Source organism: Trichococcus alkaliphilus, from assembly GCF_003008695.1.
Lineage (GTDB): Bacteria > Bacillota > Bacilli > Lactobacillales > Aerococcaceae > Trichococcus > Trichococcus alkaliphilus.
The window spans coordinates 298,014-316,946 of record NZ_PXZT01000002.1 but is presented as its reverse complement, the minus strand read 5'-3'; the positions used below and the strand labels follow the sequence as shown (position 1 = coordinate 316,946).

The 18,933-nt window shown below is 47.6% G+C and carries 15 protein-coding genes and 1 other annotated feature; of the genes, 13 read left to right on the top strand and 2 right to left on the bottom strand.

Annotation, left to right across the window (positions count from 1 at the left end):
• Window positions 1–18: 18 nt before the first annotated feature.
• The 6 genes from C7R73_RS03090 (at window position 19) to C7R73_RS03060 (ending at window position 10,398) form a co-directional block, all read left to right on the top strand.
• The gene (locus tag C7R73_RS03090) at window positions 19–2,247 is read left to right on the top strand and encodes an ABC transporter ATP-binding protein (RefSeq protein ID WP_106449059.1); all 2,229 of its coding nucleotides are present in this window, start codon (window positions 19–21) and stop codon (window positions 2,245–2,247) included.
• Window positions 2,244–4,109, top strand: a complete 1,866-nt coding sequence (locus C7R73_RS03085; protein WP_106449058.1) for an ABC transporter ATP-binding protein — start codon at window positions 2,244–2,246, stop codon at window positions 4,107–4,109. Before C7R73_RS03090 ends, C7R73_RS03085 begins: the two co-directional genes overlap by 4 nt.
• Before the next feature lie 427 nt (window positions 4,110–4,536).
• Window positions 4,537–6,054: an MFS transporter gene (locus C7R73_RS03075; RefSeq protein ID WP_106449056.1), complete on the top strand. Its 1,518-nt coding sequence runs from the start codon at window positions 4,537–4,539 to the stop codon at window positions 6,052–6,054.
• 252 nt (window positions 6,055–6,306) lie between these two features.
• A complete protein-coding gene (locus tag C7R73_RS03070; protein ID WP_106449055.1) occupies window positions 6,307–7,779 on the top strand; it encodes an MFS transporter in 1,473 nt (490 codons plus the stop codon).
• Window positions 7,780–7,794: 15 nt separating this feature from the next.
• A complete protein-coding gene (locus C7R73_RS03065) occupies window positions 7,795–8,649 on the top strand; it encodes a creatininase family protein (RefSeq protein WP_106449054.1) in 855 nt (284 codons plus the stop codon).
• Window positions 8,650–8,928: 279 nt separating this feature from the next.
• Window positions 8,929–10,398, top strand: a complete 1,470-nt coding sequence (locus C7R73_RS03060) for an MFS transporter (protein WP_106449053.1) — start codon at window positions 8,929–8,931, stop codon at window positions 10,396–10,398.
• 176 nt (window positions 10,399–10,574) lie between these two features.
• Here C7R73_RS03060 and C7R73_RS03055 read toward each other — a convergent pair whose 3' ends face one another.
• Entirely contained in the window at window positions 10,575–10,907 is a 333-nt protein-coding gene (locus C7R73_RS03055; protein WP_106449052.1) for an iron-sulfur cluster biosynthesis family protein, read from the bottom strand.
• Window positions 10,908–11,422: 515 nt separating this feature from the next.
• On the opposite strand from C7R73_RS03055, the gene C7R73_RS03050 reads away from it, so the two are divergent.
• Window positions 11,423–12,703, top strand: a complete 1,281-nt coding sequence (locus C7R73_RS03050; protein ID WP_106449051.1) for an O-acetylhomoserine aminocarboxypropyltransferase/cysteine synthase family protein — start codon at window positions 11,423–11,425, stop codon at window positions 12,701–12,703.
• A 59-nt stretch (window positions 12,704–12,762) separates the two neighbouring features.
• Here C7R73_RS03050 and C7R73_RS03045 read toward each other — a convergent pair whose 3' ends face one another.
• Window positions 12,763–13,245, bottom strand: coding sequence for a DNA-deoxyinosine glycosylase (locus tag C7R73_RS03045; RefSeq protein WP_106449098.1), 483 nt, complete (start codon window positions 13,243–13,245; stop codon window positions 12,763–12,765).
• 197 nt (window positions 13,246–13,442) lie between these two features.
• Window positions 13,443–13,685 (top strand) — a binding site (T-box leader).
• Window positions 13,686–13,736: 51 nt separating this feature from the next.
• Here C7R73_RS03045 and trpD point away from each other — a divergent pair.
• The 6 genes from trpD to gpmA all read left to right on the top strand — a co-directional run bounded on the left by trpD (window position 13,737) and on the right by gpmA (window position 18,901).
• A complete protein-coding gene (gene trpD, locus C7R73_RS03040; protein WP_239992555.1) occupies window positions 13,737–14,804 on the top strand; it encodes an anthranilate phosphoribosyltransferase in 1,068 nt (355 codons plus the stop codon).
• Window positions 14,801–15,583, top strand: coding sequence for an indole-3-glycerol phosphate synthase TrpC (gene trpC, locus C7R73_RS03035; RefSeq protein WP_106449050.1), 783 nt, complete (start codon window positions 14,801–14,803; stop codon window positions 15,581–15,583). Before trpD ends, trpC begins: the two co-directional genes overlap by 4 nt.
• Window positions 15,583–16,194: a phosphoribosylanthranilate isomerase gene (locus C7R73_RS03030; protein WP_106449049.1), complete on the top strand. Its 612-nt coding sequence runs from the start codon at window positions 15,583–15,585 to the stop codon at window positions 16,192–16,194. The genes trpC and C7R73_RS03030 overlap by 1 nt, the downstream gene beginning before the upstream one ends.
• On the top strand, window positions 16,191–17,372 hold the full coding sequence (trpB, locus tag C7R73_RS03025; RefSeq protein WP_106449048.1) for a tryptophan synthase subunit beta: 1,182 nt from the start codon (window positions 16,191–16,193) through the stop codon (window positions 17,370–17,372). The genes C7R73_RS03030 and trpB overlap by 4 nt, the downstream gene beginning before the upstream one ends.
• Entirely contained in the window at window positions 17,365–18,141 is a 777-nt protein-coding gene (trpA, locus tag C7R73_RS03020; protein ID WP_106449047.1) for a tryptophan synthase subunit alpha, read from the top strand. The genes trpB and trpA overlap by 8 nt, the downstream gene beginning before the upstream one ends.
• A 73-nt stretch (window positions 18,142–18,214) precedes the next feature.
• The gene (gpmA, locus tag C7R73_RS03015; RefSeq protein ID WP_106449046.1) at window positions 18,215–18,901 is read left to right on the top strand and encodes a 2,3-diphosphoglycerate-dependent phosphoglycerate mutase; all 687 of its coding nucleotides are present in this window, start codon (window positions 18,215–18,217) and stop codon (window positions 18,899–18,901) included.
• Window positions 18,902–18,933: the final 32 nt, after the last annotated feature.

Below are 18,933 nucleotides of genomic sequence, written 5' to 3'. Positions count from 1 at the left end.
AAAGAAAAGGTAAAGCATATGAAAGTGATAATGAAATACTTAAAACCTTTTGCCGGTACGATCCTGATCAGCCTGCTGATTTTGTTCGGTCAGGCCATCGGGGAATTGAGCCTGCCAAATCTGATGAGTGACATCGTCAACACCGGCATCCAGAATGGCGGCGTCGAACAGGAAGCACCTGAAGCGCTGCCGTCTGAAGGCTTTGCGCTCATGACGCTGTTCATGGCTGAAGAGGACAAGGAAACGTTCCAGAACAGCTATCAGCTGATCGAGGGCGGGTCGGCGGAAGCCGAAGCCTACAACGCAGAATTTCCGGAAAGCCAGGAAGCGGATTTCTACGTATTGGATGAAATCGATCCGGACCAATTGTCTTCGCTGGAGAGCATCTTCAGCAAAGCAAGCTACAGCTTCGTGACGTTCATGCAGGAAATGTCTGCGCAGCAAGGCAATGCCGCATCGGTCGATGCCGAGAGCGGCTTCGAGGATGCCGATATGAACCAACTTTACGCATTGTTGCCGCAATTGCAGCAGTTGCCGCAGGAAGCATTCACAGCGTCAATGGATGTTGCCGATGCTGCCGAGCCGATGCTCTACAGCCAGATCGGAATCCTGTTCACTAAACTCTTCTATGAAGATCTGGGAGCGGATATGGATGCGCTCCAGAACCAATACATTATGACGAAAGGCGCACAGATGCTAGCCATCGCAGTCGCTGTCTCTGTTGCTTCCGTAGCGGTCGCGTATTTTTCTTCGCGGATTGCAGCGAAAGTGTCCGGCCGGATGAGAAGGGATGTCTTCGCCAAAGTCGAAAGTTTTTCCAACACAGAGTTCGATAATTTTTCGACAGCATCGCTGATCACCCGCACGACCAATGACGTGCAGCAGATCCAGCAACTGATCACGATCGGTATCCGCATGCTCTGCTATGCACCGATTTTGGCTACTGGTGGTCTGATCATGGCGATCGACAAGAGCGTTTCGCTGGCATGGACGATCGCTGTAGCGGTCATTGCCCTTGTCGGAATCATGATGACGATTCTGTCGATCGCGATGCCGAAGTTCAAAGTACTGCAAAGCTTGACGGACAGATTGAACCTTGTCAGCCGCGAGAACCTTTCCGGCATGATGGTCATCCGTGCTTTCGGCAATGAACCGTTTGAAGAGAACCGCTTCAACGACGCCAATGAAGACTATACCTTTACTAACCGCTTTGTTCAGCGTTTGATGTCTCTGTTGATGCCGGCGATGATGCTCGTCATGAACGGTGTTTCGCTGATGATCATCTGGTTCGGTAGTCAGCAAGTCGCTGATTCTTCCCTGCTGATCGGTGATATGATGGCCTACATCCAATATGTGATGCAGATCATCATGGCATTCTTGATGATTTCAATGATGTTCATCTTCCTGCCGCGTGCTTCTGTATCGGCAACCCGGATCGGGGAAGTATTGGATACGGATTTGAGCATCACAGACCCAATCGATGCGCAACCGAGCTTAAAGAATGAAGGCCTCATCACCTTCAACCATGTTTCTTATCATTATCCGAAGGCGAGCGAGAATGTGTTGACCGATATCTCCTTTACCGCTCGACCAGGCGAAACGACGGCGATCATCGGCTCGACCGGTTCCGGTAAATCGACGTTGATCAATCTGATTCCGCGCTTTTATGATGTGACGGACGGCGCCATCGAAATCGATGGAATCGACATCCGGAAAATGACGCAGGCCGATCTGCGCCGCAACATCGGCTACGTGCCGCAAAAGGGTATGCTCTTTTCCGGAGATATCGCTTCCAACGTTTTGTACGGAAAAGACGACGCTTCGATGGAGGACATCATGAAAGCTATTGAAGTCGCCCAAGCGAAAAACTTCGTATCGGATATGGAAGACGGCATCGAAACCGCCATCGCACAGGGAGGCGGTAACGTCAGTGGCGGTCAGAAACAGCGCTTGGCCATTGCCCGAGCGTTGGTTAAAAAAGCACCGATCTACATTTTTGACGACAGCTTTTCAGCCTTGGACTTCAAAACGGATGCGGCATTGCGTTCTGCTTTGCATGCGTACACGGATAACGCAACCGTTCTGATTGTGGCGCAACGGATCAGCACCATCATGGATGCGGAACAGATCATCGTCCTTGATAAAGGCAGAATCGTCGGGATAGGGACTCACGATGCGTTGATGAAAAACTGTGAGACTTATCAAGAAATTGCTAAATCTCAGCTTTCAGAGGAGGAATTAGCATGAGCGAAATGAAACAAAGAAGACCGCAAGGCGGCCCTGGCGGAGGCCACGGTCCGATGGCAGGAATGAGCGCGCCGGTCGTGAAAGCGAAGGACTTCAAAGGCGGATTCAAAAAATTGGCCGCTTATCTGTCGCCCTTCAAATGGCTGATGGCAGCCGTCTTCATATTGGCGATCGCTTCCTCCCTTTTTGGGATTGTTGGACCAAAAATCATGGCTTTAGCCATCGACAAATTGGTAGCCGGAGTCATGCTGAAATTTACAGGCGGGGCCGGCGAAATCGATTTCGATTACATCGGAACAGTCCTGTTGGGGCTTTTGGGCTTGTACGTTCTGAGTGCCGCGTTCTCTTATCTGCAAGGATTTCTGATGTCGGGTGTCTCCGCAAAAGTTTCTTATAAACTGCGCAAAGACATCATGGAAAAAATCAACAAATTACCGCTGGCCTATTTCCATAAGAACAGCCAAGGGGATGTGCTTTCCAGAATCACGAATGACGTGGATACCCTGAATACCAGCCTGAACCAGAGCCTTACCCAGATCATCACGTCGATCACGACTTTGGTGGGTGTCTTCATCATGATGCTGACGATCAGTTGGCCGCTGACGCTCGTCATTCTTGCTGTGCTGGTCGTTTCCATGATGCTCCTGATGCTGATCATGTCGAAGTCGCAGAAGCACTTCGCCAACCAGCAGAAATACTTGGGTGCGGTCAATGGCCATGTCGAAGAGATGTACGGCGGACATGTGGTCATGAAAGCCTTCAACGGGGAAGAAAAATCCGTTGCCGCTTTCGACAAAGAGAACGATCAATTGATCGAAGCAGGGTTCAAGGCGGAATTCCTTTCCGGATTGATGATGCCCTTGTTAAGCCTGATCGGAAATCTTGGTTATGTCGTTGTCTGCATCATGGGTGGCGCGATGGCGGCTGCCGGGAACATGACAATCGGGGATATCCAAGCCTTCCTGCAGTACGTGCGCAACTTCACCCAACCTTTGACGCAAGTCGCTCAAGTGGGGAGTCAATTGCAACGGATGGTGGCTGCCTCCGAACGTATTTTTGAATTCCTGGAAGAGGAAGAAGAGACAGTGACCGAAGCGAAAATCGAAATGGCAACCGCTGATGTCAAAGGGAATGTCCGCTTCGAGCATGTTAAGTTCGGTTATGAACCGGATCATCTGGTCATCAAGGACTTCTCCGCGGATATAAAAGAAGGACAAAAAGTTGCGTTAGTTGGTCCTACCGGCGCCGGCAAAACGACGATGGTGAAATTGTTGATGCGTTTCTACGATTTGACGGGTGGAGCCATCTACATCGACAACCACAAACTTACCGATTTCACGCGCAGCGATCTGCGTACGGAATTCGGGATGGTGCTGCAGGATACGTGGCTTTACAATGGTACCATCATGGAGAACATTCGCTACGGGAAACTGGATGCGACGGATGAAGAAGTCATCGCTGCCGCAAAAGCTGCGCAGGTAGATCACTTTGTCCGGACGTTGCCGGATGGTTATGATATGGTCCTGAACGAGGAAGCCAACAACGTTTCTCAGGGAGAGAAACAATTGCTGACGATCGCGCGCGCCATTCTAGCCGATCCGCAAATCATGATCCTGGATGAGGCGACAAGCTCGGTCGATACGCGGACGGAAGTGCTGATCCAGAAAGCGATGGATACGCTGATGCAAGGCAGAACAAGCTTCATCATCGCGCATCGCTTGTCGACCATCAAAAATGCCGACCTGATCCTCTGCATGAACAACGGGGACATCGTCGAACAAGGAACCCACGAAGAACTGCTGGCGAAAGGCGGCTTCTACGCCGACCTCTACAACAGCCAATTCGACGAAGGCGAAGAATAATAAAGAGAATAAAACTGCATCATGCAGCCTAAAGAAGATGATCCCGATACGCAATCGGGATCATCTTCTTTATTTTTTTTTGCCCATTTCCCAAAGAATAGTCGTGAAAGCGGATTTGTCAATACTGAATATAAAAAAATCCTCATCGAAGAGTTCCCAAATGGTAATCAGATCATCCTCAAGAAGGATCTAAACCTTTGACGAATGCCATCGCAGCACGCTTACTTCAGTAAGGATGACAGCGTTCACAAAGTATTAACAATAAAAAAGTTGTAACCGGTTACCGGCGATGGTATTATTTCCTTAGTTATTACAACTCAGTTTTACCAATCACGTTTCGAATACTTTTAAATGCAATGTAGTTTCATAATGTGATATAGATTATTGAATTGTAAGCGCTGGATTTCATGATATGGAGGGGATTTTTATGTCAAAAAATGATTCAATGGTTCAAGGGGAAACGAAACTCAATCGCGCCAAACTATGGCAGATCGTGTTATTCACTTTGAATAACTCATCAACAAATATTTACATGTTTGCTTTTGGTTTTGTCACCTATTATTCGACGGGCCTTGTTGGTTTAGCTGCACTATTCGTAAGCCAAATTATGGGGTATATCCGTATCTTTGATGGGGTCATTGACCCTGCTATCGGGGTTTTGATCGATAAGACAGACACTAAATTCGGAAAGTATCGTCCCATCATGGTTCTAGGTAACATTATTACTGTTATTTCATTCTTGATATTATTTAATATTCATAGCCTAGGCGGTGGAATGAAAATTCCAATTTTCCTACTTTCGTTAGTCGTGCATAAAATCGGTTATTCCTTGCAAGCGACGGTTACAAAAGCCGGTCAAGCAGCATTGACAAGCGATCCAAAACAACGTCCCATCTTCAATATCGTTGATGGTTGGGTAACGACTTTATTGTTCACGGGTGGTCAAATTGTTGTCGCAAACTTCTTAGTGCCAAAATATGGCGGTTTTACTCCGGAATTCTTCAAAGTGTTTATCCCAGGCGTTATGGTCATCTCAGCTATCCTCGGAATTTTGGCAGTTATCGGTATTGCGGAAAAAGACAACAAACAATACTTTGGTATTGGTGAAAAAACGACTAAAACATCATTTAAAGATTACTGGGAAATTGTCAAAGGCAACAAACCTTTGCAAATGTTAACCATGGCAGCAGCTTTTGTGAAGTTCAATTCAGCAATGTTTGGTGACCAAATTGTGTTGATGATCCTGTTCGGTATCATCTTTGGTAACTTCGGACTATCCGGAACGATCTCTTTAGTGCTGATTTTGCCTAACCTTATGTTCACTACTTTTGCAGCAACCATTGCTCAAAAAAGAGGCTTGCGTTACTCGTATGTTCGTTATTTGCAAGGTGGCGTTATTTCATTAATCCTATTAGGCGGCTTGCTTTTCTTTGCGAACCCAGGTGATTTGAGCTTCTCTAACCCATCCTTATGGACAGTTGCCTTCGTAATCATTTTTGCTTGCGCGAAAGGATTTACATCCACACCAACAGGCTTGGCCTTGACGATGGCAGCGGATGTCTCCGACTACGAAACAAGTGTTTCGGGACGTTATGTTTCCGGAATGTTGAGCACCATGTTCTCATTGACCGATTCAGTCGCATCATCGTTCGCGCCAATGTCGATTGGTTGGGTCTTAGCCGCTGTAGGTTTTGCAAAAGTATTTCCAACGGCTGACACACCACTTTCGCCACAATTGCGTATGGCTGGTATTGTATTGCTTGCAGCTTTGCCTTTAGCCGGTACACTGATTGCTCTAGCGTTTATGAAATTCTACCCATTGAATAAAGAAACAATGGAAGGCATTCAAATTAAAATTGCAGAAATGAAACAGGGTGATCCAAGTGATGGCGATGCAGAAATGCCTCAAGCAATCCCTAATACAATCCCTGCAATGAATGACTAAAGCTACGACTTTTCATTTTTGAGTAATAGGAAAAATAATAATGTCAGCGATTTCGTGGATAGTCAGCCTAAACTAGACACCAAAAATAACTCTATCATGTAGCCCGAGAAGATGATGACGATAAACTATCGGGGTCATCTTCTCTTATTTAATGCCATGATGCTTGGTGGGAGAATTAGCTGATCTGAAAAATATTAATTCAACTTATATAGAATAGTTCACCAATTATTATAGAGAAAAGAGGAAAATCTTATGGCAGAAGAAAAAGTTGTTAAGCAGCAAAATTCAGCAAACGAAATGAAAAGCAGTCTAACCCTGAAGCATAAATTGGGTTATGGTGCCGGAGATGCCGGTGGGGTTGCTACCCTGGTCTTGATCGGAACATTTATGAACCGATATCTTACAAACGTATTAGGCATACCATTTGCAACGCTATCTATACTTTTGCTCGTTTGGAATATTTGGGATATGGTCAATGACCCGATGATGGGTACTATCATGGATAAGTCCTTCTCAAAGGCACATGGCCAAAAAGATAAGTTCCGTCCTTGGATGTTGCGCTCAATTCCTTTGATTGTTATCGGTCTTATTGCATTCTTCTCTGTACCTTCAATGTTTGATGGTATGATGCGTTTAGTAGCTATTTTTCTATTAAAAGTTATCTACGAATTAGGTTACACTATGATGAACATTGCCATGGGATCAGTTCTTGGGGTAATGGCCTTAAACGATAGAGAAAGAACTACTTTATCTTCGGCTCGTGGTATGGGATCAACAGTCGGTGGTTTAATCAGTTCAATGATTATACCGTTGATTCTTTCGCGTTTAGGTGAAAACACAACAGGTTATATGGTTTCAGGTATCTTCGCGGCTATCTTAGGTGGTGCACTGATCTTCTTCCACTATTGGGGAACTGAAGAACGGAATGTTGCAGCGAAACTTGCCGCAGAAGAACAAACAGAACCGACAAAAGTCACAGATATTTTTGTTACATTAGCTAAAAACAAAGCGTTCTTGTCACTTTGTTTACACTCGATTGTAATCGTTTTCGGTTCAACCTTATTCAATACAACGCTTCCTTATATTTATGGCGATGTATTTGGTGATATTGGTTTAATGGGAACTGCTGCTTTAATCGGTCAAGGGTTACCAGTAGTGCTGTTACTTATCGCTCCATACCTGGTAAAATTCATTGGATCTACAGTTAAAGTAATCCGTACTTATTTACTATTGAGTGCCGCTATCTTTATTGGCTTGTACGTCTGGAAATTAGTGGGTGACTTACCACCTTTCTTCTACATGGTTTCTGCCAGCGTCGGTATTGCTTTCATGCTGATGTCCGTTCAACTTCAATGGGGTCTTGTTTCAGAATCCATTGACTACAACGAATACATCACTGGCAAACGTTCCGAAGGTTCCATCTACGGTAACTTCTCGCTGACAAGACGTCTTGGCCAAATGTTGGCGCAATCCCTTGTTGTCTTGATGATTGGTTGGATTGGTTACAGCCAACAGGCCGCTCAAGCTGGTCAAGCGCAATCAGCTCAAGCTGTTGAAGGATTAGTTCTGATGAACCTTGTTGGTCCAGCCGTTTGTGCTTTATTATCATGGGTTTCATTCAAATTCATTTGGAACATTACTGATGAAACACGTGAGGCGATGACTTCAGCTCGTCTGGCAAGACTTGAGGAATTTGATAAGAAAAATGATGAACCAGAAGTATAATAGCGAGGTGCACTTATGAAATTAAGAAGTCACTTATTGAATGTTTTGGTCAATGATGAAGTGGAGGCTTACTTAAAGGAGAGCGATGTCATCATCGTGCCTTTTGGACCAACCGAACTCCACGGGGGGCTGCCCTTGGATTGCGAAACAATATTGGCTGAAGGGATTGCCTTGTTGATGGCTGAAAGAACAAACTCACTTGTCCTTCCGCATGTGCCTTACATTTATTCAGGGGCAACCGCCTCAGGTAAGGGAACCATCCAATTAACCGTTAGGGAAAGCGCTGATATGTTGCAGGGTCTGGCACATTCCTTACTGCGGTCAGGCTTCAAAAAACAAATCTATCTCAGCCTGCACGGCCCAGCCCATATCTCAATCAACCCGGTTGTCCGAGATTTCTTTGATGAAACAGGGATCGCTATTCTCTATATTGACGGCATGATAACAGCCCAGAAATCCGGTGTCTTTTCAGACCCGAAAGAGATGATGCTAAATTTAGATAAGATGATTCTGGGGGCTTACAAGTTACGTAATCGTTTGGATGATATATTGCTGACCTCTGATTATGCAGAACCAGTTACCCAGACCCCATCGGTTTTTGGCAATCTGAGTGCCCAAGCCTTTCAATCGGGAGCAACAGGTTATTATTTCAAGGAACATTCAGACCATATGGCAACCTCTGCCATACCTGATATTGAAACGCGAGACCGCATGGCAGAAGAGGGACTGGTACTGCTTAATAAGATGGTGGATACAATTGATTTTCCAACTTTACTGAAGGAAATGGCGATTCAAGAAGAGTATCTTAAAGAGGTTTACAAGCTTTATCCGCACGTGCCGGCTGCCTACAATAGACACAAAAACATTTAAACAGTTTCAAAGACTGCTCCCCGTAATGTGGGGGCAGTTTTTTGTCTGTCCATTGTCAAACGCGGGTGTAGATCGCTTTTCCAAGAATAAATAGCGTTCACAAAGTATTAACAATAAAAAAGTTGTAAGCGGTTACTTCTGGTGGTATCATTTCTTTAGATCTTATAACTCGGTTTTATTCAGATTGTTGCGATTATTTTTTAGGTAACCGAGTTTCATAATATGATAATAAAACTTGGTGAAAAAAGTTTTGAATTCCATAATATGGAGGGGATTTTTATGTCAAAAAATACTTCAACGCTTCAAGAAGAGACGAAATACAATCGCGCTAAACTTTGGCAGATCGTGTTATTCACTTTGAATAACTCATCAACAAATATTTATTTGTTCGCTTTTGGTTTTGTCGTCTACTATGCCACAGGTCTTGTAGGGTTGACCGCGCTGTTCGTCAGTCAAATTATGGGGTACATCCGTATCTTTGATGGGGTCATTGATCCGGCTATCGGAGTTTTGATTGATAAAACGGATACTAAATTCGGTAAGTATCGTCCCATTATGGTTTTAGGCAATATTATCACTGTTATTTCATTCCTGATATTATTCAATATTCATGGAATGGGTGAAGGAATGAAAATTCCGATTTTCCTGCTTGCGTTAGTCGTGCACAAAATCGGTTATTCCTTGCAAGCGACGGTTACAAAAGCCGGTCAAGCTGCTTTGACAAATGATCCAAAACAACGGCCTATCTTCAATATTGTTGATGGTTGGGTTACTACTTTACTGTTTACTGGTGGTCAAATTGTTGTCGCAAACTTCTTAGCGCCAAAATACGGCGGTTTCACACCGGAATTCTTCAAAGTGTTTATCCCAGGAGTCATGATCATCTCAGCTATCCTAGGAATTTTGGCAGTTATCGGTATTGCCCAGAAAGACAACAAACAATTCTTCGGAATTGGCGAAAAAACGACCAAAACGTCGTTCAAAGATTACTGGGCAATCATCAAAGGCAACAAACCTCTGCAAATGTTGACTATGGCAGCAGCTTTTGTGAAGTTCAATGCGCAAATGTTCGGCGACCAAGTTATGTTGATGATCCTGTTCGGTATCATCTTCGGTAACTTTGGTTTATCAGGAACAATTTCGTTAGTTCTGATTTTGCCTAACCTTTTGTTTACAACCTTTGCGGCAACTATTGCTCAAAAAAGAGGGTTGCGTTACTCCTATGTCCGTTACTTGCAGGGTGCCGTTGTTTCATTGGTCCTATTAGGCGGCTTGCTTTTCTTTGCGAACCCAGGTGACTTGAGCTTCTCTAACATATCGTTATGGACAGTTGCCTTCACAGTCGTTTTTGCTTGTGCGAAAGGATTCGCGTCCACTCCGTCAGGCTTGGCTTTGACAATGGCAGCGGATGTCTCTGACTACGAAACAAGTGTTTCCGGACGTTATGTTTCCGGAATGTTGAGCACCATGTTCTCCTTGACTGACTCAGTCGCGTCATCCTTTGCGCCAATGTCCATTGGTTGGATCTTAGCCGCTGTAGGATTTGCGCAAGCTTATCCAACGGCTGACACGCCACTTTCGCCACAATTGCGCATGGCTGGTATTGTAATGATTTCAGTTTTACCATTAGTCGGTACACTCATTGCTTTAACATTCATGAAATTCTACCCATTGGATAAAGAAACAATGGAAAGTATTCAAATTAAAATTGCAGCAATGAAACAAGACGCTTCAAGTGATGATGAATAAATGCCTCCGAAAATCCCTATATTGAATGACTAAGATCAGCAGCGCTGACCATACAATTGGTTTGGACTGCCGATCTTAGTATTTTCCGAATGAAAACAAAAAAATTCCCGGCGAGGCATGATTTCGCCGGGAATTTTTGTCAAAAAGAATAGGCACTTATTCCATTGCCGCTTTTCTCAATCTTTCAATTTCATATTTTCGTAGTTCATGTGCGGGTTCAGCAGACCGCGGTTGCTTTTCAGGACGAAAGAGAAGCTGCTGTCGTTGAAGTCGATGATGTTGTCTTCGTCCAGTTGCTGCAGGCTATCCTTGGTGGCTTTGACCGTGCCAAAGTTGGTGTCCAGAACAGTGTCGTAGTAAGGGTTTTCCGTATCATACGATCGGATCGTGAACATGCTGCTGTCCGGTCCGCCGCAGCCGTAGATGGTGCTCATATACAAAGAGAGTTCCTCGGCCATCCCCAATTTTCCCAGTCTTTGCATGGCATTTTCAGTAAACATCAATTTCATATTCCATCACCTCTTGTACTAATTATAGAACATGCTGCCGCGAAACAAAGCGAATATGCTCATCCTGATAAAAATGTTTGACAAGGTGAGAATCAGATGTTATATTTAATTAAATTTTAACAGAAGAGCGATGAAGAGAAGAGTACCTTTCAATCGTCATTCCAGAGAGCCCCGGCAGGTGAAAAGGGGTATGATGAAAAAAAGCGAAGATGGTCTCGGAGCAAAGCAATGCGGATAGTGTTGCTTCGGTTTGTGCACGATAAAGCACAAGAGTATAACAAGCGGGAGCTTGCGTACTTTTTAAGGTATGGATCGCGAGGTCCCTACGAACATGGGTGGTAACACGAAGAGCTTTCGTCCCTGTATTTCAATCAGTTGGAATATAGGGACGAGGGCTTTTTTGCTTTTTGCAATATCAGAGTAACGAACAGAAGCAACCTCGGCTAATCGGAAATGACCCAGAAGAGCAACTGCTATGCAAGAATATATCGAAAATTAGAAGGGAAAGATGACAAATGACAGAGAAAAATTACAGTTTTGAAACGTTGCAAGTACATGCAGGCCAAGTGCCGGACCCCGTTACCGGAGCCCGTGCGGTACCGATCTATCAGACTACCGCTTTCGTGTTCGACAGCGCGGAACAGGCTGCCGGCCGCTTCGCTTTGACGGATGCCGGGAATGTCTACACCCGTTTGACTAACCCTACAACCGCAGTCGTGGATGCGCGGGTTGCAGCACTTGAAGGAGGCACATCCGCAGTTACAGTCGCTTCAGGTTCAGCTGCAATCACGTACGCCATCCTGAATGTGGCGAATGCGGGCGATGAAATCGTCGCTGCTAGCACACTTTATGGCGGAACCTATAATCTTTTCAGCGCAACCTTGCCTAATTTGGGCATCAAAACAACTTTCATTGATCCTGAAGATACGGCTAACTTCGAAGCTGCCATCACGGAAAAGACGAAAGCCATCTTCATCGAATCAATCGGAAACCCGAGCACCAACCTGATCGATATCGAAAAAGTCGCTGAAATCGCGCATAACCACGGCATCATTTTGATCGTGGACAACACATTCGGCACGCCTTACCTGATCCGTCCGTTCGAATTCGGCGCCGATGTTGTGGTTCACTCAGCTACGAAATTCCTGGGCGGGCATGGCACAACTATGGGCGGGGTCATCGTCGAATCAGGTAAATTCGATTTCGCCGCCAGCGGAAGATACCCTGGCTTCACGACGCCGGATGCGCATTACAACGGGTTGGTCTATACCGATCTGGGACCGGGAGCTTTCACGACCAAAATCCGCGTGCAGTTGCTGCGCGACACGGGAGCCTGCATCGGGCCGATAGATTCCTTCCTGTTGCTGCAAGGGATCGAAACGTTGTCATTGCGCGTTGAACGCCATGTGGAAAACACCCGCAAGGTTGTCGCTTATCTGGCGAATCACCCGAAAGTGTCTTGGGTGAATTATCCGGAACTGCCGGAAAGCAAATACAAGACGCTTGCCGACAAATACTTCCCTAAAGGCACCGGATCGATCTTCACTTTCGGCATCCAGGGCGGCAAGCAAGCCGGCATCGAGTGGATCGATAAGTTGGAGTTGTTCTCGCTGCTTGCGAACGTTGCTGATGCAAAATCCTTGGTCATCCATCCAGCCAGCACGACCCACGCGCAACTGAGCGACGAAGACCTCATTGCTGCAGGCGTTTCCGGGGACATGATCCGTCTTTCCATCGGGATCGAAAATGCCGATGACATCATCGCCGACTTGGATCAAGCTTTCGAACAAATCTAAAACATGCGAAAGCCTCCCCGGCAGAAACCAATTTCTGCTAGGGAGGCTTTTTACTTTGATCAAAGATAGTCCTTCAACACCGACCAAGCTTCCAGTTTTTCGGGCAGCGTTTTGACATGTTTGCCGCGCATCGGGCTGGTCGAAGGGAGCGGGAGGTAAACCAATCCTGATTGCTCGTCCAGACCGAAGTGCTTTTTGTAGCTGCGGTAAGCTTTCCCGCCGTTGAAGGCGATGGCCTTGATCTGGGGATGTTCGCGCAGAAGACTGTTCAAATCGTTCGGATATTCCTCTTTGATGGCCGAATCGAGGCTGCCTTCCCGGTAACAGGAGTGGATGACATCCCAGAGGGCGACATGATGTTTTTTCAGCAGTGATAGGCGTTCCTCATAGGACACTGGATCCTCTTCCCTGAGCAGTGAGAAAATAATTTCCCAGAAATGATTCCTCGGGTTCCCATAGTAATGCTGTGCTTCCAGCGACTTAGCGCCGGGCATCGATCCCAGAATCAGGACGTGGGCTTGGGACTCGATGACAGGTGCCATCGAGTAAAGTTTTTCGGATTGTTTCAGTCGGAACACATCCTTTCAAAGTTATTGTGTCTCCATTCTACCAAAACCGCGCCGGAGCAGAAAACATTCGAGCTTGTTAAAAATTTTAAATAAAACAGTTGACGGAAGGATAGCGATGCGTTAAAATAATCCCAACATTAAGAAATCGTTAGAAAAATCATTTCCATCTAATTAAACCGATAATCAAGAGAAGTACGCATCATACCTTGTTTCCAGAGAGTCGCCGCCAGTGAGAGTGCGATAGCAAAGGGGATGCCGAATGGACTTGAGAGGGTTGCCTTGAAAAGAGTAGGGGCAAACGGGGAACCTGATCCGTTAACAGACAGGCACATATGTTGGTATGTGAACGAGTGGGCGATTAATTTCGTCAATTTGGGTGGTATCGCAGGAGAATACAAGCTCTTGTCCCTTTAAAGGGGGGACAAGGGCTTTTTTTGTACACAAAAAATGATGAGGTGAATGAAATGCTAGAGATAAAAGAGACGAAACAGACCGAAGAAATTCTCCCGCAAGACAGCATGAAAGCCGCTATCGATAAACTAGTGAAAAAAGAAGAACTTTCTCCGCAATTGACGAAGACCATCATGCACCAGATCATGAGCGGTCAAGCCAGCCCGGTCCAGATTGCATCTTACCTGACAGCTATGCGGATGAAAGGCGAAACAGCCGGAGAAATCAGTGCTTCCGCTGAAGTGATGCGCGATTTTTCAAATAAGGTGCAGACGAAAACAACGGCATTGGACATCGTCGGAACCGGCGGCGATCAATCCTTCACTTTCAACATTTCAACCGTCTCATCCTTTGTCATCGCAGCCGCAGGGATTCCGGTGGCTAAGCACGGCAACCGCAGCTCATCTAGCAAATGCGGCAGCGCGGATGTGCTGGAAGAATTAGGTGTGAACATCGAAGCCAGCGCGCAACACAGCGAAGCGATGTTGGAAGAAATCGGGATGTGCTTCATGTATGCCCAAAAATACCATCCATCGATGAAACACGCCGCACCCGTCAGGAAAGAAATGGGTGTCCGGACGATCTTCAACGTTCTTGGGCCATTGGCGAACCCGGCCAATGCGAACATGCAATTGCTCGGCGTGTATGATGTCGCACTGGTGGACACGATGGCTGAAGTGCTGAACCAATTGCATATGGAACGAGCATTGGTATTCGGCGGAAATGACGGTCTGGATGAAATCACTTTGACCACAACATCGGAAGTCGCGGAGCTCCGCGACGGCAAGGTCACCCACTTCACGTTCGATCCGAAAGACTATGGTTTCGAGTACTGCACGAGCGAAGATTTGGTGGGCGGAGAACCGGCCGAGAATGCCGCAATCGCCTTGGCTATCTTGAGCGGCGAAAAAGGACCGAAGCGCGACACGGTGCTGTTGAATGCCGGCATGGCCATCTATTTGGCCAACGACGACTATACGATCGCTGACGGCATCAAACGCGCAGCCGAACTCATAGACAGCGGAGCGGCTTTGAAAAAACTGGAGCAATTTATCAAGGCATCACAGGAGGCGACAAAATGATATTGGACGACATCATAGCAGCGACAAAGGTACGCGTGGAAAAAGCCAAGCAGGCCATCCCGTTGGAAGAAATGAAACAAGCCGCCTTGGCGATGCCGATCAATCAGGATTTCCCCTTCGAAAAGGCGCTGACCGGCGAAGGGATCCGCTTCATCTGCGAATGCAAGAAGGCTTCCCCTTCGAAAGGCGTAATCGTGGAGGATTTCCCTTACCTCGAGATCGCCAAGGCCTACGAAGATGCGGGGGCATCCGCAATTTCGGTATTGACCGAGCCCGATTTTTTCCAAGGCGAAAACCGCTTCCTGACGGAAATAAAACAGGCCGTATCGCTTCCGGTCATCCGGAAAGATTTCATCATCGATGCCTACCAGATTTATGAGGCGAAAGTCATCGGTGCGGATGCCGTGCTGTTGATCGCAACCATCCTGACGGAAGAAGAGTTGGATGCTTTCCAACGCATGGCCCGCGAACTGGGGCTTTCGGCATTGGTTGAGGCCCATACCGAAGAAGAACTCCTGAAAGCGTTACGGACAAGCCCGAAAATCGTCGGAGTCAACAACAGGGACTTGAAAACCTTTAAGGTAGATATCCAGCAGTCCATCATGCTGCGTGCATTGGTGCCGGATGACATCCTTTTCGTGGCCGAGAGCGGCATCTCGGAAAGACAGCAAGTCATCGAATTGGAAGAGGGCAACGTCGATGCCATCCTGATCGGCGAAACGATGATGGTCTCGCCGGACAAAAAAGGTATGCTGGACCGTCTGCGGGGAATCGGCTGATGGTCAAGGTGAAAATCTGCGGTCTGAAACGAGTCGAGGATGCTGAAATGCTGAATGAACTGCGCCCGGATTTTGCAGGCTTCATTTTCGCACCCAGCAAGCGCCAGATTTCGTTGGAGCAAGCACTGAAAATCAGGGCAGCCCTGGATGATGCCATTCCGGCAGTCGGCGTCTTCGTCAACGAACCGATCGAAAACATCGTCTCCATCGTGGAAAGCCGGGCAATCCAGATCGTGCAGCTCCATGGCGATGAGGATAACACTTATATAGAAGAGTTGGGCAAGCGGATCACACTTCCGATCATCAAAGCGGTTGCGGTCAAGGACACCTCTGATATCAAGAAGGAATACGCTGCCGATATCCTCCTCTATGACACGTACCAGAGCGGCGTGGCAGGCGGGACAGGAAAGACATTTAACTGGGATTTGCTGAAAGAAGTAACGCGCCCATTCTTCTTGGCGGGCGGCCTGCATGCGGGAAACCTCGAAGCGGCCATCCAACAGGTGCAGCCCTACGCAGTGGACATCTCGAGCGGCGTCGAAACGGACGGCGTGAAGGATTTTGAAAAAATCAAATCAGTAATGGAAATCATTGGGAGGTCAATAAAATGAAAAGTTATTTTGGAGCACACGGGGGACAGTTCATTCCCGAAACCTTGATGAACGCTTGTTTGGAACTGTCGGAAGCTTTTTTCCGATTCAGTGAGGATCCGGAATTCAAAAAAGAATTGAACGATCTGTTGGATAACTACGCAGGCCGGCCATCCCGCCTCTATTTCGCGGAAAAGATGACGAAGAACCTGGGCGGGGCAAAAGTCTACCTGAAACGCGAAGACCTGAACCACACGGGCTCACATAAGATCAATAACGCGCTCGGCCAAGTATTGTTGGCCAAAAAGATGGGCAAGAAGAGGATCATCGCGGAGACCGGCGCCGGCCAGCACGGCGTGGCGACCGCCACGGCAGCTGCGCTTTTGGATATGGAGTGCGTCGTCTACATGGGCGAAGAGGACACCCAACGCCAAGCCTTGAACGTGTTCAGGATGGAATTGTTGGGCACGAAAGTGATTCCCGTGACAAGCGGCACAGCCACCCTTAAGGATGCGGTCAACGAAGCGATGAAGGATTGGGCTTCCACGTTTGAAGATTCGCATTACTGCATCGGGTCGGTCATGGGGCCGCATCCATTCCCTACAATGGTCCGCGATTTCCAGAAAATCATCGGGGAAGAGACCAAAGCCCAGATGGCCGAGGCGGAAGGCAAGCTGCCGGATGTCGTGATGGCTTGCGTCGGCGGCGGTTCGAATGCGATCGGGACTTTCTATGACTTCATCGGCGACGAAAGTGTGCGGCTGATCGGCTGCGAAGCTGCCGGCAGAGGCATCCACACGCAGGACACGGCCGCGACGATCGCGACCGGGACACCGGGCATTTTCCACGGCATGAAATCCTATTTCTGCCAGGATGAATACGGCCAGATCGCTCCTGTTTATTCGATTTCGGCAGGTTTGGACTACCCGGGCATCGGGCCTGAACACGCGGATCTCTATGACCGCGGCCGCGCCGAGTACGTTTCTGTGACGGATGATGAGGCTGTCGCTGCCTTTGAATACCTGGCCCGGATGGAAGGGATCATCCCGGCCATCGAAAGTTCGCATGCAATCGCGCATGCCATGGTATTGGCACCGACGTTGGATCCGGAAAAAATCATCGTCATCTGTCTATCGGGCCGTGGGGACAAGGACGTCGCTGCAATCGCAAGATACAAGGGAGTGGACATTCATGAATAAAATCACAGCTGCCTTCAAGCATAAGGCATTCATCCCTTTCGTGACAGCGGGGGATCCAGACCTGGAAACCACAAAGGAACTGATCAGGGAAATCGTAGCGAACGGAGCGGACATCGTCGAAATCGGCATCCCGTTCTCCGATCCGGTTGCGGAAGGTCCTGCCATCCAAAAAGCGGATGAGCGGGCCTTGGCTAACGGCATCAATACGGACGATATTTTCCGGATGGTCGCTGAGTTGCGCACCGAAATCGAAACGCCTTTCGTCTTCATGACCTACATCAATCCGGTGTTCGTATATGGGATCGATAAATTCATGGCGCGCTGCAAAGAGACCGGCGTCGACGGCGTCATCATCCCGGATGTCCCGTTCGAGGAGAAGGGCTTCATCCAGGAAGCCTGTCGGAAACATGGCATCACCTACATTTCCATGGTGGCTCCTTCATCAGCGGAACGGATCGCCATGATCGCCAAAGAAGCGGAAGGCTTCCTTTACGTCGTTTCTTCCTTGGGCGTCACCGGCGTCCGCAGCGATATCACGACCGATATCGGCAGCATCCTCGATGAAATCCGCAAAATCAGCGACATCCCCTGCGCCATCGGCTTCGGGATCTCCAACGCGCAACAAGCAAAAGCGATGAGTGAAATCGGGGATGGCGTCATCATCGGTTCCGCAATCATCAACATCATGGAACAGTACGGGAAAGAGTCGCCCAAACCGGTCGGAGCCTTCGTAGCGGAAATGGTGGGAGCCATCCGCGGCGGTAACTGAAGTCCTTAAACGTGAATCGCACTGCCTGTAGCAGTATAATGAAAGAAAACTACAGGAGAAAGTGGTGACGGTGATGAGGAAAATCATTTTGATTCGTCATGGCGCAAGCGAGTGGAATTTATTGAACCTGTTTACGGGCTGGACAGATGTCGACTTGAGTGAACAGGGTGTCACGGAAGCGAGAGAAGCTGGCCGAAAACTCAAGGAAGCCGGGATTGAGTTCGATATGGCGTTCACGTCCGTGCTGCAGCGAGCGATCAAGACTTGCCATATTGTTCTGGATGAAATGGATCAATTATGGATACCGGAAGTGAAAAGCTGGCGGCTCAATGAACGGCACTATGGCGATCTGCAGGGACTGAATAAAGAAGAAACAGCCGAAAAATATGGAGAAGACCAGGTTCTGAAATGGCGGCGCTCCTATAACACGTTGCCGCCGTTGATGGATCCTGATAATCCGCTGTCGCCGGTCAAGGATCGCCGCTATGCGAATCTGCAGAAACGGGTCATTCCGATGGGGGAAAATTTGGAGACCACTTTGGACCGTGTCATTCCATTCTGGGAAGACCAGATCGCTCCGGCGGTATTGGACCGCAAGACGATTTTGGTGGCGGCCCACGGGAACTCACTGCGGGCTTTGATAAAATACATCGAAGAAATACCCGATGATGAAATCATGCAACTGGAAATCCCTACAGGGCAACCATTGGTCTATGAGTTGAATGATGACCTGACGATCATCAGGAAATACTACCTATAATAAAAAAGATGCGGCTGGGATTTCGATTCCCG

What these genes read in the sequence shown, in the direction of transcription:
- C7R73_RS03030 (WP_106449049.1), top strand. Translation starts at nt 15,583, where the DNA reads ATGGTCAAGGTGAAAATCTGCGGTCTGAAACGAGTCGAGGATGCTGAA.
- trpB (WP_106449048.1), top strand. Translation starts at nt 16,191, where the DNA reads ATGAAAAGTTATTTTGGAGCACACGGGGGACAGTTCATTCCCGAAACC.
- C7R73_RS03065 (WP_106449054.1), top strand. Translation starts at nt 7,795, where the DNA reads ATGAAATTAAGAAGTCACTTATTGAATGTTTTGGTCAATGATGAAGTG.
- C7R73_RS03075 (WP_106449056.1), top strand. Translation starts at nt 4,537, where the DNA reads ATGTCAAAAAATGATTCAATGGTTCAAGGGGAAACGAAACTCAATCGC.
- C7R73_RS03070 (WP_106449055.1), top strand. Translation starts at nt 6,307, where the DNA reads ATGGCAGAAGAAAAAGTTGTTAAGCAGCAAAATTCAGCAAACGAAATG.
- C7R73_RS03050 (WP_106449051.1), top strand. Translation starts at nt 11,423, where the DNA reads ATGACAGAGAAAAATTACAGTTTTGAAACGTTGCAAGTACATGCAGGC.
- C7R73_RS03090 (WP_106449059.1), top strand. Translation starts at nt 19, where the DNA reads ATGAAAGTGATAATGAAATACTTAAAACCTTTTGCCGGTACGATCCTG.
- trpC (WP_106449050.1), top strand. Translation starts at nt 14,801, where the DNA reads ATGATATTGGACGACATCATAGCAGCGACAAAGGTACGCGTGGAAAAA.
- C7R73_RS03055 (WP_106449052.1), bottom strand. Translation starts at nt 10,907, where the DNA reads ATGAAATTGATGTTTACTGAAAATGCCATGCAAAGACTGGGAAAATTG.
- C7R73_RS03045 (WP_106449098.1), bottom strand. Translation starts at nt 13,245, where the DNA reads ATGGCACCTGTCATCGAGTCCCAAGCCCACGTCCTGATTCTGGGATCG.
- trpA (WP_106449047.1), top strand. Translation starts at nt 17,365, where the DNA reads ATGAATAAAATCACAGCTGCCTTCAAGCATAAGGCATTCATCCCTTTC.
- trpD (WP_239992555.1), top strand. Translation starts at nt 13,737, where the DNA reads ATGCTAGAGATAAAAGAGACGAAACAGACCGAAGAAATTCTCCCGCAA.
- gpmA (WP_106449046.1), top strand. Translation starts at nt 18,215, where the DNA reads ATGAGGAAAATCATTTTGATTCGTCATGGCGCAAGCGAGTGGAATTTA.
- C7R73_RS03085 (WP_106449058.1), top strand. Translation starts at nt 2,244, where the DNA reads ATGAGCGAAATGAAACAAAGAAGACCGCAAGGCGGCCCTGGCGGAGGC.
- C7R73_RS03060 (WP_106449053.1), top strand. Translation starts at nt 8,929, where the DNA reads ATGTCAAAAAATACTTCAACGCTTCAAGAAGAGACGAAATACAATCGC.